This window comes from Frigoribacterium sp. CFBP 13729 (assembly GCF_014841875.1).
Taxonomy (GTDB): Bacteria; Actinomycetota; Actinomycetes; order Actinomycetales; family Microbacteriaceae; genus Frigoribacterium.
This window is the reverse complement of record NZ_JACYUR010000001.1, coordinates 394,632-408,732: the sequence shown is the minus strand read 5'-3', so window position 1 is coordinate 408,732 and position 14,101 is coordinate 394,632. Positions and strand designations below refer to the sequence as shown.

12 protein-coding genes are annotated in these 14,101 nt (G+C 71.3%); 9 read left to right on the top strand and 3 right to left on the bottom strand.

All coding sequences use genetic code 11. The features are described 5' to 3' along the window. Positions 1 to 31 precede the first annotated feature (31 nt). Positions 32 to 2,314 carry a bifunctional (p)ppGpp synthetase/guanosine-3',5'-bis(diphosphate) 3'-pyrophosphohydrolase gene (locus IFT77_RS01810; protein ID WP_223269375.1) on the top strand — a complete coding sequence of 761 codons (2,283 nt, stop codon included), beginning with the start codon at positions 32 to 34 and terminating at the stop codon, positions 2,312 to 2,314. A 27-nt stretch (positions 2,315 to 2,341) separates the two neighbouring features. Here the strand turns inward: IFT77_RS01810 and IFT77_RS01805 are convergent, their stop codons facing one another. The 3 genes from IFT77_RS01805 to IFT77_RS01795 form a co-directional block, all read right to left on the bottom strand. Beyond that, positions 2,342 to 2,896, bottom strand: a complete 555-nt coding sequence (locus IFT77_RS01805) for a hypothetical protein (protein ID WP_192041713.1) — start codon at positions 2,894 to 2,896, stop codon at positions 2,342 to 2,344. A 93-nt stretch (positions 2,897 to 2,989) separates the two neighbouring features. Next, entirely contained in the window at positions 2,990 to 4,228 is a 1,239-nt protein-coding gene (locus IFT77_RS01800) for a DUF349 domain-containing protein (protein ID WP_197980384.1), read from the bottom strand. 84 nt (positions 4,229 to 4,312) lie between these two features. Then, the gene (locus IFT77_RS01795; RefSeq protein ID WP_371740877.1) at positions 4,313 to 5,098 is read right to left on the bottom strand and encodes a peptidylprolyl isomerase; all 786 of its coding nucleotides are present in this window, start codon (positions 5,096 to 5,098) and stop codon (positions 4,313 to 4,315) included. 83 nt (positions 5,099 to 5,181) lie between these two features. Between IFT77_RS01795 and IFT77_RS01790 the strand changes: the two genes are divergently transcribed. The 8 genes from IFT77_RS01790 to aroB all read left to right on the top strand — a co-directional run bounded on the left by IFT77_RS01790 (position 5,182) and on the right by aroB (position 14,084). Then, a complete protein-coding gene (locus tag IFT77_RS01790) occupies positions 5,182 to 6,591 on the top strand; it encodes a replication-associated recombination protein A (RefSeq protein ID WP_123545918.1) in 1,410 nt (469 codons plus the stop codon). 256 nt (positions 6,592 to 6,847) lie between these two features. Beyond that, positions 6,848 to 7,477 (top strand): 30S ribosomal protein S4, encoded by a 630-nt coding sequence (gene rpsD, locus IFT77_RS01785; protein ID WP_123545916.1) that lies wholly within the window; start codon positions 6,848 to 6,850, stop codon positions 7,475 to 7,477. Between the two features lie 193 nt (positions 7,478 to 7,670). Next, positions 7,671 to 7,907: a hypothetical protein gene (locus IFT77_RS01780; protein ID WP_192169070.1), complete on the top strand. Its 237-nt coding sequence runs from the start codon at positions 7,671 to 7,673 to the stop codon at positions 7,905 to 7,907. A 67-nt stretch (positions 7,908 to 7,974) separates the two neighbouring features. After that, positions 7,975 to 10,647 carry an alanine--tRNA ligase gene (gene alaS, locus IFT77_RS01775; protein WP_192169069.1) on the top strand — a complete coding sequence of 891 codons (2,673 nt, stop codon included), beginning with the start codon at positions 7,975 to 7,977 and terminating at the stop codon, positions 10,645 to 10,647. Between the two features lie 7 nt (positions 10,648 to 10,654). After that, complete coding sequence (gene ruvX, locus IFT77_RS01770) at positions 10,655 to 11,164, top strand: Holliday junction resolvase RuvX (RefSeq protein ID WP_192041708.1); 510 nt, start codon at positions 10,655 to 10,657, stop codon at positions 11,162 to 11,164. Positions 11,165 to 11,167: 3 nt separating this feature from the next. Continuing rightward, positions 11,168 to 12,415: an endolytic transglycosylase MltG gene (gene mltG, locus IFT77_RS01765; RefSeq protein ID WP_192169068.1), complete on the top strand. Its 1,248-nt coding sequence runs from the start codon at positions 11,168 to 11,170 to the stop codon at positions 12,413 to 12,415. After that, a complete protein-coding gene (locus IFT77_RS01760) occupies positions 12,412 to 12,996 on the top strand; it encodes a shikimate kinase (protein ID WP_371740876.1) in 585 nt (194 codons plus the stop codon). The genes mltG and IFT77_RS01760 overlap by 4 nt, the downstream gene beginning before the upstream one ends. Continuing rightward, positions 12,993 to 14,084 carry a 3-dehydroquinate synthase gene (gene aroB, locus IFT77_RS01755; RefSeq protein ID WP_192041706.1) on the top strand — a complete coding sequence of 364 codons (1,092 nt, stop codon included), beginning with the start codon at positions 12,993 to 12,995 and terminating at the stop codon, positions 14,082 to 14,084. Before IFT77_RS01760 ends, aroB begins: the two co-directional genes overlap by 4 nt. The last annotated feature ends 17 nt before the right edge of the window (positions 14,085 to 14,101 follow it).

Below are 14,101 nucleotides of genomic sequence, written 5' to 3'. Positions count from 1 at the left end.
CGTGCGCGAGCGACGACGAGGAGGCGCGGTCGTGACCGAGATCACCACGAGGGAGACCCCCGCGGGTCCCGAGCAGGGCGGCACGGCCTCCCTCCGTACCCTGCTGCCGAGGTTGTTCTCCCGCAGCCAGCCCGCCGGTGCCGTCGACCGCCTCGTCAAGACGGTCCGCATGCACCACCCGAAGGCCGACCTCGTGGTCATCGAGCGGGCCTACACGGTCGCCGAGAAGGCGCACCGCGGCCAGCTGCGCAAGAGCGGCGAGCCCTACATCACGCACCCGGTGGCCGTCGCGCAGATCCTCGCCGACCTCGGCATCGGCTCGAAGACGATCGCCGCCGCGCTGCTCCACGACACCGTGGAGGACACCGACTACACGCTCGACATGCTGCAGCGCGACTTCGGCGACGAGATCGCCATGCTCGTCGACGGGGTGACGAAGCTCGACAAGCTGAAGTACGGCGACAGCGCCCAGGCCGAGACCGTGCGCAAGATGGTCGTCGCGATGTCGAAGGACATCCGCGTGCTCGTCATCAAGCTCGCCGATCGGCTGCACAACGCGCGCACGTGGGGCTTCGTCGAGTCGTCGTCGGCGACGCGCAAGGCGACCGAGACGCTCGAGATCTACGCCCCCCTGGCTCACCGGCTGGGCATCCAGGCCATCAAGTGGGAGCTGGAGGACCTCAGCTTCGCCGTCCTCCACCCGAAGCTCTACGTCGAGATCGACAACCTCGTCAAGCAGCGCACCCCGCAGCGCGAGCAGTTCGTCCAGAACGTCATCAACGCGGTCAAGTCCGACCTCAAGTCGACGAAGATCCGCGGCGAGGTGGTCGGCCGGCCGAAGCAGTACTACTCGATCTACCAGAAGATGATCGTGCGGGGGCGCGAGTTCGACGAGATCTACGACCTCGTCGGCATCCGCGTGCTCGTCACGTCGCTGCGCGACTGCTACGCCGTGCTCGGCTCGATCCACGCCCGCTGGAACCCGATCCCCGGTCGTTTCAAGGACTACATCGCGACGCCCAAGTTCAACCTCTACCAGTCGCTCCACACGACGGTCATCGGGCCCAAGGGGCGACCGGTCGAGATCCAGATCCGCACGCACGAGATGCACCAGCGGGCCGAGTTCGGCGTCGCGGCCCACTGGAAGTACAAGCAGAGGATGAACGGCGGTCGTGACGACACGGCCACCGGCGCCCGCACCGAGACCGACATGGCGTGGCTGGCGCACATCTCCGACTGGCAGGCCGAGACGGCCGACCCGGGGGAGTTCCTCGACAGCCTCCGCTTCGAGATCGGCGCGAAGGAGGTCTACGTCTTCACGCCCCAGGGCAAGGTCATCGGCCTCCCGTCGGGAGCGACGCCCGTCGACTTCGCCTACGCGGTCCACACCGAGGTCGGGCACCGCACGATGGGCGCCAAGGTCAACGGCCGCCTCATCCCGCTCGAGAGCGTGCTCAACAGCGGCGACGTCGTCGAGGTCTTCACCTCGAAGAACCCCGACTCCGGACCCAGCCAGGACTGGCTCGGCTTCGTCAAGAGCCCCCGCGCCCGGAACAAGATCCGGCAGTGGTTCACGAAGGAGCGCCGCGACGAGGCGATCGAGCAGGGCAAGGACGCGATCGCCCGCGCGATGCGCAAGCAGAACCTGCCGCTGCAGAAGCTGATGAACCAGGACAGCATCACCGAGGTGGCGTCCCAGCTGCGCTACGACGACGTCTCGAGCCTCTACGCCGCCGTCGGCGAGGGCCACCTGTCGACCCAGTCGGTCATCGAGAAGGTGCTCGCCTCGGTCCAGCAGCAGACCGAGGTCGAGGGGGAGTACGAGTTCCCGAGCAAGGGAGTCTCGCGGCCCCTGCGCAACAGCGACTCGGGCGTCCTCGTCCGTGGTGCGCCCGACATCCTCGTCAAGCTCGCGAAGTGCTGCACGCCCGTCCCCGGCGACCAGGTCGTCGGGTTCGTGACGCGGGGGCAGGGCGTCAGCGTGCACCAGGCCACCTGCCACAACGTGCAGGGCCTCATGCAGGAGCCCGAGCGGATGATCGAGGTCGAGTGGGCCCCGTCGTCGAAGAGCGTCTTCCTCGTGCAGATCCAGATCGAGGCCCTCGACCGCGCGGGTCTGCTGTCCGACGTGACGCGGGTGCTGTCCGAGCACCACGTCAACATCCTCTCGGCCAACGTGTCCACCTCGGACGAGCGCCTGGCGATCAGCCGCTTCGTCTTCGAGATGGGCGACACGACGCACCTCGACCGTGTGCTCAACGCCGTTCGTCGGATCGACGCCGTCTACGACGTCTACCGGGTCAGCGCCGGCTGAGCCGGGGCGGACGCCCCACCGCGGGGATCAGACCACCAGGGGGTCCACGAGCGTCCGCAGCCGGGTCGCCGCCCGCCGTCGGCCCGGCAGCCGACCGTGTCGTCGCACGAGGCCCGCGACCCGCCGCGGATCGACGTGGTGCTCGACGAGCAGGGTGCGCACGAGGCGCTCCGCGTCGGCCGACCAGTCGTCGGCCCGGAGCAGGTCGAGGACGGTGCGGGTCGGGGTCGTCACCCGGACACGCCCGACCTGCGAGATCTCGTCGGCGTCGATGAGGACCTCGCCCACCGCGACGTCGGGTCGATCGTCGCGGTGCCGTGCCCACGACGGCACCACCGCCTCCAGCCGGCGAGGGGCAGCGGCGCGCGCGCTCCAGATCCAGGCGGCCGTGCCCCGTGCCGCCACCACCACCGTGCCGAGGCGGTCGGCCAGCGCCTCCGCCCGCCGCCACGCGTCGTCGGGATCGGCGATCGACGCCCAGCTGTCGGCCACCCGGCAGACCTCGCCGTCGAGCGCCGCAGCCTGCAGCTCGACCTCGGGCAGGTCACGAGCGGTCAGGAGTCTCGGCAGGGTGGGGGTCACCGCCCCAGCATGACGGCCGAGGCCCAGGACGACGAACCGCCCGCCGTCTCCTGTGGAGAACGGCGGGCGGTCAGGACCCAGGGGAGGCGCGGGTCAGGACCCGAGGGCGTCCAGCCAGACGCGACGAGCGTCGAGGGCCTCGCGTGCCTCCTTCACCTTGCGGGCGTCGCCGCCGGCCTCGGCCGCGGCGAGCTCGTCCTCGAGCTTGGTGATCGCGTCCTGCAGCTGGCTCGCGAGCCCTTCGGACCGCGCCTTGCGCTCGGGGTTGTTCTTCTCCCAGTGCGTCTCGTCGAGCTGGCGGACGTGCGACTCGACCTTGCGCAGCCTGTCCTCGACGGATCGCACCTGGTCGCGCGGGACGCGCCCGATCTCGTCCCAGCGGAGCTGGATCGTGGTCAGGGCCTCCCGTGCCGACACGCGGTCGTCGTTCGTGAGGATCTTCTCGGCGTCGTCGAGCAGGGCGAGCTTCGCCGTGAGGTTGTCGGCGTACTCGGCGTCGTCCTGTGCGACGATCTCGCCCTTGGCGGCGTAGAGCACGTCGCCGGCGCGCTTGAAGCGGGCCCAGAGCGCGTCGTCGTACTTCTTGCCCGCACGACCGGCGCGCTTCCAGTCGTCGAGCAGACGCCGGTACTCGGGGATTCCGTCGGCGCCCTTGCTCGCGAGGGCGTCGGCCGACTCGACGAGCGCCTGCTTGCGCTGGCGTGCCTCGCGGTGCGTCGCGTCGAGGTCGGCGTAGAACGCCTTGCGGTGCTGGTCGATGGTCGACCGGGCCGCGCGGAAGCGCTTCCAGAGGTCGTTGCCCTCGCCCTTGGGGATCCGGGGGCCCTCGGTCTGGTGCTTCTGCCAGCGGGCGAAGATGTCGTCGACGGAGGCGGTGACCTGCTTCCACTGCACGCGGGCGGGGTCCTGCGCGGCGAGGGCCTCGGCCTCCGCGACCAGGGAGGTGCGGTAGGCGACGGCCTCGACCAGCGCCTCCTGCGCCTCGGCGCTCTGCTTCTCGGTCAGCTCGCCCACCGTGCTGTCGAGGGCGTCGACGCGGGTGCGGAGCGCGGCGACGTCGCCGACGGCGCTCGGCTCGACGAGCAGCTGCTTCAGGTGCGCCACCGTCTTGGTCACGTCCGACGCCGAGGCGCCCCGCTTGACCCGCTGCTCGAGCAGGGTGACCTGCCCGTTCAGCTCGGTGTACTTGCGCTCGTAGTAGGCGAGGGCCTCGGCGGGCGTGGCGTCGGGGTACTGCCCCACAGCCCGCTCGCCGTCGCCCTCGCGCACGTAGACGGTTCCGTCGTCGTCGACGCGGCCCCAGGGTGCCTGATCGTCAGTAGCCACTGTCATCCCTTGCTGGAGGTGCTCGTCGCGGAGCCCAGGACGGGCCCCGGCGATGGGTGCCCAGCCTATTGCACGAGCAGCGACGCCCGCCTACTCCAGCGTCAGGGACGTGATCGTGGTCGGCACGACCGGGGCGCCGTCGTTCGGGACCTCGGCGGTCGACGGGGTCAGGCCCGCGTCCGTGATGTTCGCCGTGAGCTGGTCGAGGCCGCTCGTCACCCGCCCGACGACGGTGTAGCCGCCCGTCGACGTGTCGAGGTAGGTGTCCCCGTAGGTGATGAAGAACTGGGTCGACTGCGAGTCCGCCGCCTCGCCCCGCGCCATCGCGATGGTGCCGGTCGGGTAGAGGCCGTCGGCCGGCACGTTCTCGAGGGGCCCGAAGGTGAAGCCCGCGTCGCCGGTGCCGTCCCCGTTCGCCGAGCCGCACTGGATGAACTTCGCCGTCTCGGCGTCGCTCATCCGGTGGCAGGTCGTGTCGGTGTAGAAGCCCTGCTGCGCGAGGTCGATGATCACCGAGGCGGCCTGGGGTGCCGTGGCCCCGTCGAGCTCGACGCCGAGCTGCACGTCGTCGTTGAGGTCGAGCTGCCCCGTCCAGGTGCGTCCCTCGGCGATGTCGGCGCTCGGGACGTCCCCGGTCGCCGACGCCGTCTCCGAGGAGGAGGGGCTGGCGGAGGCGGTGGCCTCGTCGCCGCTGCCGTCCGTGTTCCACACGACCTGGGTGACGACCGCCAGGCCGACCACGACCACGACGCCGACGGCGGCGAGGAGGTTGTCCCGGCGTCGGCGGCGCACCTGCGTCTCGTGCACCCGCTGGCGGGCCGTGTACGCCCTCAGCCGGTCGCGTGCCTCACGGTCCTGGTTCCTGCTCGGTGCCACGTGTCCTCCATGCCGGTGATGTCCCGGACGACTGTATCCGAGCCGCCGGTCGGTGTCGGCGGCCCGGTCTACCATTGACCCCCATGAGCCCTCTCCCGCAGAGCTCGACCCCCCTCGCGGTCCGCATGCGCCCCACCAGCCTCGACGAGGTCGCCGGTCAGCGACACCTCCTCCGGCCCGGCTCCCCGCTCGTCACCCTGGCGAGCGACACCACCGGCGAGCAGGGTGCCGTCTCCGTCATCCTCTGGGGCCCGCCCGGCACCGGAAAGACGACGCTCGCGCAGGCGATCGCCCACACGTCGGGGCGGCAGTTCATCGAGCTCTCGGCGGTGACGGCCGGCGTGAAGGACGTCCGGCAGGTGATGGAGAAGGCGCTGACGAACCGCGACCTCTACGGCACGACGACGGTCCTGTTCCTCGACGAGATCCACCGCTTCACGAAGGCCCAGCAGGACGCGCTGCTGCCGGGAGTCGAGAACGGCTGGGTGATCCTCATCGCGGCGACGACCGAGAACCCGTCGTTCTCCGTCATCACGCCGTTGCTCTCCCGGTCGCTGCTGCTCACGCTCGAGCAGCTGAGCGACGACGACCTCGGCGACCTCGTCCGGCGGGCGGTCGTCGACCCCCGCGGCCTGGCCGACCGGGTCGTGCTGGACGACGAGGCGCTGGCGACGATCGTCCGCCTCGCGTCCGGCGACGCCCGTCGGGCGCTGACCGCCCTCGAGGCCTCGGCCCACTCCGCCGCCGCGACCGCCGAGGAGGCGCGGGGAGCCCGTCCGGACGACCCGTCCGCCGACGCGGACGCCGACTACGACCCCGACGCCGAGTACGACGATCCGGACGACGCCGACGACCGGCCCGTGATCACCGCCGAGACGGTCGCCCAGTCGGTCGACCGTGCGCTCCTCCGCTACGACCGCAACGGCGACGAGCACTACGACGTCATCAGCGCGTTCATCAAGTCGGTCCGCGGGTCCGACGTCGACGCCGCGCTGCACTACCTCGCCCGGATGATCGAGGCCGGCGAGGATCCCCGCTTCATCTGCCGTCGCATCATCGTGTCCGCCGGCGAGGACATCGGCATGGCCGACCCGAACGCCCTCACGGTCGCCGTCTCGGCGGCCACCGCCGTGCAGATGATCGGCATGCCGGAGGGGCGCATCCCGATGGCCGAGGCCGTCGTCTACCTGGCCACCGCACCGAAGTCGAACCGGTCCTACAGCGCCCTCGACGCTGCGATCGCCGACGTCCGCGCCGGCGCGGCCGGCCCGGTGCCGAAGCACCTCCGCGACGCGCACTACCCGGGCGCGAAGCGCCTCGGCCACGGCAAGGGCTACAAGTACTCGCACGACTCCGAGTTCGGGGTCGTCGAACAGCAGTACCTGCCCGACGAGCTCGTCGGTCGCACGTACTACGACCCGACGGCCAACGGCAACGAGCGCGACGTCGCCGCCCGGCTCGAGAAGCTGCGTCGGATCACCCGCGGCGGCTGACGACGACACCGGAGGGCGTCGGCCTGCCGACGACACGCGCCCAGGTCGGGGTCGCCCGCCCGCCCGTGCTCCTGTATGCTCGGGGGGTTGCCTGCACTCGGGCGTCGACGCGCGGCTGCTGATGACGACCCGACCAAGGCGGTCCGACCTGTAGCCGGTCTCCGCCGCGGCGATCATCCCTCTTGTTAGGCCCGTCGGCGCTCACGCGCCTGGCTGGCGGAACATCACCACCGACAAGATCTCGATAGGAACACGCATGTCCACCAAGTCCCGCACCCGGAGCAAGACGCGTCTCTCGCGTGCTCTCGGCATCGCCCTCACCCCGAAGGCCGCCCGCTACCTCGAGAAGCGTCCCTACGCTCCCGGCGAGCACGGCCGCACCAAGCGCAAGACCGACAGCGACTACGCCGTCCGTCTCCGCGAGAAGCAGCGTCTGCGTGCCCAGTACGGCATCCGCGAGGCCCAGCTCAAGATCGTCTTCAACGAGGCCCGCAAGGCCTCGGGCCTGACCGGTGAGAACCTGGTCGAGCTGCTCGAGACCCGTCTCGACGCCCTCGTCCTGCGTGCCGGCTTCGCCCGCACCACGGCGCAGGCTCGCCAGATGGTCGTGCACCGTCACATCCTCGTCGACGGCAAGCTCGTCGACCGCCCCTCGTTCCGCGTCAAGCCCGGCCAGATGATCCACGTCAAGGCCAAGAGCGAGACGACCGAGCCCTTCCAGGTCGCCGCGGCCGGCGGTCACGTCGACCTGCTGCCCAAGACCCCGAGCTACCTCGAGGTCGAGATCGACAAGCTGCAGGCCCGCCTCGTGCGTCGCCCGAAGCGCGCCGAGGTCCCCGTGACCTGCGAGGTCCAGCTGGTCGTCGAGTACTACGCAGCCCGCTAGCACCACCCGCACCGCTTCCGAGGGAGCGCTCCACGTCGCGTGGGGCGCTCCCTCCGTCGTTCCCCGAGGAGGTCCTCCCTGTGCCGTTCCCTGCGCAGCTCCTCCCACCGCCGTTCCCGTCGGACGACGGCGACGAAGTAGGCTGACGTGTCGTCCCGTGTGCTCGTCACGGGACACGTCGTGAGGAGCACCCGTGAAGAACCTGGTCCTGCTGTCCGTCGGAGTCGCGCTCGGCCTCGTCGGTGCGCACCTCCTCAACTCGACCCCGCGTGGCCGCCGGTTCTTCGGCGAGCTCGACGGCGGACTCGACCACTTCCGCGCCGCGGTGGTCGACGGGTACCGCTCCCGTGACGCCGAGCTCCGCGCCACGGACCCGAGCGACGACGGCGAGCCCACGACGGGGCCGGCCGCTACCACCAGCGCGAGCTGACCGCGCGAGGCGCCCGGCGCCTCCTCGTCAGCAGCCCCACCGACCGACCCCCTCCCTCAGGAGAACCATGCAGACCGCCGAGATCCGCCGCCGTTGGCTCGACTACTTCGGGGAGCGCGGGCACACCGTCGTCCCGTCCGCCTCGCTGGTCAGCGACGACCCGTCGCTGCTCTTCACCGTGGCCGGCATGGTGCCGTTCATCCCGTACCTGACCGGTCTCGTGCCGACCCCGTACGCGCGGGCGACGAGCGTGCAGAAGTGCATCCGCACCAACGACATCGAAGAGGTCGGCAAGACCCCCCGGCACGGCACGTTCTTCCAGATGAACGGCAACTTCTCGTTCGGCGACTACTTCAAGGAGGAGGCCATCGGCTACGCCTGGGAGCTGCTGACCTCGAGCGAGGCCGACGGCGGCCTCGCCTTCTCGCCCGACGACCTCTGGGTCACCGTCTACGAGGAGGACGACGAGGCGATCGCCCTCTGGAAGAAGGTGGCGGGCCTCCCCGACGAGCGCATCCAGCGCCTCGGCAAGGACACCAACTACTGGCACACCGGCCAGCCCGGCCCCGCGGGCCCGTGCTCCGAGATCTTCTTCGACCGCGGCCCGGCCTACGGCGCCGACGGAGGCCCCGCCACGGACGACGACCGCTACGTCGAGATCTGGAACCTCGTGTTCATGCAGTACCAGATCGAGAACGTCCGGTCGAAGGTCGACTTCGACATCGTCCGCGAGCTGCCGAACAAGAACATCGACACCGGCATGGGCCTCGAGCGGGTCGCGTTCCTCAAGCAGGGCGTCGACAACATGTACGAGATCGACCAGGTCCGTCCCGTGCTCGACGCCGCGTCCGAGCTGTCCGGGCGCCGCTACGGCGCCGTCCACGACGACGACGTGCGGATGCGCGTCATCGCCGACCACGTGCGCAGCGCCCTGATGCTCATGAGCGACGGCGTCCGGCCGTCGAACGAGGGCCGCGGCTACATCCTGCGCCGCCTGCTGCGACGCTCGGTCCGCTCGATGCGCCTCCTGGGCGTCGAGGGCACCACCTTCCCGGTCCTGTTCGCGGCGTCCCGCGACGCGATGAAGTCGGCCTACCCCGAGGTCGAGCGCGACTGGGACAGGATCTCGGGCCTCGCCTTCGCCGAGGAGGAGACGTTCCTCCGCACCCTGGCGGCCGGCACGAGCATCCTCGACATCGCCGTCGAGGACACCAAGGACAAGGCAGGCGCGGGGAACGCACCCCGCCTGGCCGGCGACACGGCCTTCCTGCTGCACGACACCTTCGGGTTCCCGATCGACCTCACCCTCGAGATCGCCGAGGAGAGCGGCCTCACGGTCGACCGCGAGGCGTTCGACCGGCTGATGAGCGAGCAGCGCGCCCGCGCCAAGGCCGACGCCAAGTCGCGCAAGGTGGCCCTCGCCGACCTGAGCGTCTACAGCGCCTTCCGCGCGCAGGGCGAGACCGTGTTCACCGGGTACGACGCACTCGACACCGAGACGCGCGTGCTCGGCCTCATCGTCGACGGCGCCAGCGTGGACCGCGCCGTCGCGGGCGACATCGCCGAGGTGATCCTCGCCGAGACGTCGCTGTACGCCGAGTCGGGCGGCCAGGACGCCGACGCCGGCAGCATCGTCGGAACGGGCTTCGACCTCGAGGTCCTCGACGTCCAGAAGCCGGTCAAGGGCCTGGTCAGCCACCGGGTCCAGGTGCGCTCGGGCGAGGTCGGCGTCGGCGACGCCGCCACCAGCGTCGTCGACCCTGCCTACCGCCGCGGCGCCACGCAGGCGCACTCGGCGACGCACCTCGTGCACGCCGCGCTCCGGGAGGTGCTGGGCCCGGAGGCGCACCAGGCCGGCTCGTACAACAAGGCCGGCTACCTCCGCCTCGACTTCAACTGGAGCCAGGCGCTCAGCCCGGCCACCCGCAGCGAGGTCGAGGAGGTCGCGAACGCGGCCGTGCGCGAGGACCTCGCCGTCACCACCCGCGTGCTGCCCCTCGACGAGGCCCGCTCGATGGGCGCGATGGCGCTCTTCGGCGAGAAGTACGGCGAGACGGTCCGGATGGTCGACATCGGCGGCCCGTGGTCGCGTGAGCTCTGCGCGGGCACCCACGTCGCCACGAGCGCGCAGATCGGCCTGATCAACCTCGTCAGCGAGACCTCCGTCGGCTCCACGAACCGTCGGGTCGAGTCGCTCGTCGGCCTCGACGCGTTCCGTGACTTCGCTGCGGAGCGGGCCATCGTCTCGCAGCTGACGTCCTCGCTCCGCACGCCGCGCGAGCAGCTCCCGGAGCGGATCGGCGACCTGGTGTCCAGCCTGCGTGCGGCCGAGAAGAAGATCGCGGAGTTCGAGTCGGCGCAGCTGTCGCTGCGCGTCCCCGCGCTCGTCGAGCAGGCGACTGCCGTCGGGTCCCTCACCGTCGTCGCCGAGTCGGTGGGCACGGTCAAGACGACCGATGAGCTGCGGTCGCTCGTCCTGTCGGTGCGCGAGCGCCTGGGCAGCGACTCGGCCTCGGTGGTCGCGCTGGCCGCCGACGTCGCCGGCAAGCCCGCCGTCATCGTCGCCACGACGGCGCCCGCCCGCTCGGCCGGCGTCAAGGCGGGGCAGCTCGCCCGCACGGCGGCAGGGATCCTCGGCGGAGGCGGCGGCGGCAAGGACGACCTGGCGCAGGGCGGCGGATCCGACGTCACCGCGATCACGACGGCGCTCACGGGCATCGTCGCCGCGCTGCGGTCCTGAGCGCCGCGTGAGGACGGGAGTGCGCCTCGGCGTCGACGTGGGGAAGGCCCGCATCGGCGTCGCCCGCACCGATCCGTCGGGCATGATCGCGACGCCCGTCGAGACGGTGCCGCGGGCGGCGTCGGGGTCGGCTGACGTCGACGCCATCCTCGGCCACGTGTCGGAGCTCGACGCCGTGGAGGTGGTGGTCGGCCTCCCGCTGTCACTGTCGGGAGGCGACACTGCGTCCACCGGCGACGCCCGCGACTTCGCGACGGCCATCGCGGCCCGGTCGCCCGTTCCCGTTCGGCTGGTCGACGAGCGGCTGTCGACGGTGAGCGCGCAGACTGCACTTCGCGCTTCAGGGCGCAAGGGCAAGAGACAACGATCCGTCATCGATCAAGTCGCCGCTGTTATCATCGTCCAGCACGCGCTCGAGCTCGAGCGGTCGAGCGGTCTCCCGCCCGGTCAGCTCGTGAGCGCCCCGGTCGTCGACGACGGCGCCGGAGACCGACCCGACACCGACGAAAGACGATGACGCGTGGCCGACGATCCGAACTGGGACGACATCTTCTCCTCTCAGCCCCCCACCGAGGCGAAGGACGACGCCGATCGCCCTCCCGCTGCCGCACCGACCACCCGCAAGGCGACGCGCGAGCAGGAGAAGGCCCCTCGACGCGCTGAGCGCCGTGCCGCCCGCGACGACGGCGGCCACCGGCCCCGTCGCAGCCGCAAGGGCGGCATCGTCCTCCTCGTCATCGCCCTCGTCGTGGTGGGAGGCGGCACCGCCGGCGTCGTCGCCGCGTGGGGCGCGGTCGCGCCCCTCGTCGCGAAGCTCGGCGGGAACGACGCGCCCGAGGACTACCCGGGCACCGGCAACGGGACCGAGGTGACGTTCGCGATCACGAGCGGCGAGAACGGCTCGGACATCGCCACGAACCTCTTCGACAGCGGCGTCACGGCCAGCTTCGAGTCGGTCTACGCGATGCTCGTCGCCGACACCGCCCTCACCTTCCAGCCCGGCACGTACACGCTCCAGCAGGAGATGAGCGCGACGTCGGCGGTCAGCGCCCTGCAGGACAGCGCCAACCGGGTGACCGACAAGCTGGTGATCCCCGAGGGCACCGCTGCCGTCGACGTCTACAGCCTCATCTCGTCGGCGACCGAGATCCCCGAGGCCGACGTCCAGGCCGCGGCGGCCGACGTGGCCTCCTTCGGCCTCCCTGCCGAGGCCACGTCCCTCGAGGGCTGGTTGTTCCCCGCGACGTACGAGCTCGATCCCGGGCTCGACGCGCACGGCTACCTGCAGCTCCTCGTCGACACGATGAAGCAGCGCCTGGTCGACGCCGGCGTCGCGCCGGCCGACCAGCAGCACATCATCGTCTTCGCCTCGCTGATCCAGCGCGAGGCCGGTCTCGCGGACGACTACCCGAAGGTCGCGCGCGTCTTCCAGAACCGCCTGGACGACGGGATGCTCCTCCAGTCCGACGCGACCGTCGCCTACGGCACCGGCAACACCCACCGGGTCACGACGACCGACGAGGAGCGCGGTGACGAGTCGAACCCGTACAACACCTACCAGCACCTCGGCCTGCCGGTCGGGCCCATCTCCAACCCGGGCGACCTCGCGATCAACGCGGCGATCGCGCCCGCCGACGGCACGTGGCTGTACTTCGTGACGACGAACCTCGACACGGGCGAGACGACATTCTCGACGACGTTGGCCGAGCACGAGGCCGCCGTGAAGGTGTGGCAGGCGTGGATGCGGGAGCACCCCGAGTACCAGTGACCCCCTCGACCGACACGAACGCCGCGGGCGCGGCACCGCTCGACCGCCCCGTGGCGATGATCGGCCCGATGGGCGCGGGCAAGTCCAGCATCGGCAAGAAGCTCTCCCGGCGCCTCGGCGTGGGGTTCCTCGACACCGATCGCCTGCTCGTGCAGCGGCACGGCCCCGTGGCCGAGATCTTCTCCCGTGACGGCGAACCGCGCTTCCGGGAGCTGGAGCGCGAGGTCGTCGCCGAGGCGCTCGCCTCGACCGGCGTGGTCTCGCTCGGAGGAGGCGCGGTGCTCGACCCGCTCACCCGGGAGCGGCTCCGGGGCGCCTCGGTCGTCCTCCTCACGGTGACGCCCGAGGCGGTGGCGGACCGGCTCGCGGGGTCGAGTCGCCCCCTGCTCGCCCAGGGCGGGATGGACGCCTGGCGGGCGATCGCGCTCGAGCGCGAGCCCGTCTACCGCAGCCTGGCCGACCTGGTCGTCGACACCTCGAGGCGCCCCGTCTCCCACGTCGTCGACGACGTGGTCGCCTGGCTCGCCGCCGCTGCCGGCTCACCCGACCTCCCGCACCACCGACAGGAAGACGACGCATGACCGACGAGACGACCGACGTCACCACCATCCGCGTCGAGGGCGAGGCCCCCTACGACGTCCTCGTCGGCCACGGGGTCCGCTCCCGCATCCCCGCGCTGCTCGGCCCCCAGACGAAGAAGATCCTGATCGTGCACGCGCCGACGCTCGGGCGCAAGGCGAACGAGCTCCGCGACGCGCTGGTCGAGGCCGGTCTCGAGGCCCTCATCGCCGAGGTCCCCGACTCGGAGGACGCCAAGCGCGTCGAGGTGGCCGCCTTCTGCTGGCAGGTGCTCGGCCAGGCCGACTTCACCCGCACCGACGCGGTGATCGGCCTCGGCGGGGGAGCCGTGACCGATCTCGCGGGGTTCGTGGCCGCGACCTGGCTCCGGGGCGTGCAGCTCGTCCAGGTGCCGACGACGGTGCTCGGCATGGTGGACGCGAGCGTCGGCGGCAAGACCGGCATCAACACCGCCGAGGGCAAGAACCTCGTGGGCGCCTTCTGGGCCCCGACGGCCGTGGTGGCCGACCTGGACATGCTCGACACGCTGAGCCGCAACGAGATCCTGGCGGGCTTCGCCGAGGTCGTGAAGGCCGGCTTCATCGCCGAGCCCGAGATCCTCGACATCGTCGAGGCCGACGTCGACCGCGCCGTCGACCCGACGACCCCCGAGTTCCGGCGGGTCGTCGAGCTGTCGATCGCCCTCAAGGCACGGGTCGTCGGCCAGGACTTCACCGAGCAGGGCCTCCGCGAGATCCTCAACTACGGGCACACGCTCGGCCACGCCGTCGAGCACGCCGAGCGCTACCAGTGGCGGCACGGGGCCGCGGTGTCGGTCGGGATGGTCTTCGCCGCCGAGCTCGGCCGGCTGACGGGGCGGCTGTCGGACGACGCCGTCGACCGCCACCGGCGCATCCTCGAGTCGTTGACCCTGCCGACGAGCTACCCGCTCGGCCGCTGGAACACGCTGCTCGCCACCATGCAGCGAGACAAGAAGGCCCGCGCGGGCATGCTCCGCTTCATCGTCCTCGACGACATCGGCAAGCCGACGGTCGTCACCGGCCCCGACTCGAGCCTGCTCTTCGCGGCGTACCAGGAGATCGGTTCCTGAGGGCTCGCGGCCCGTCC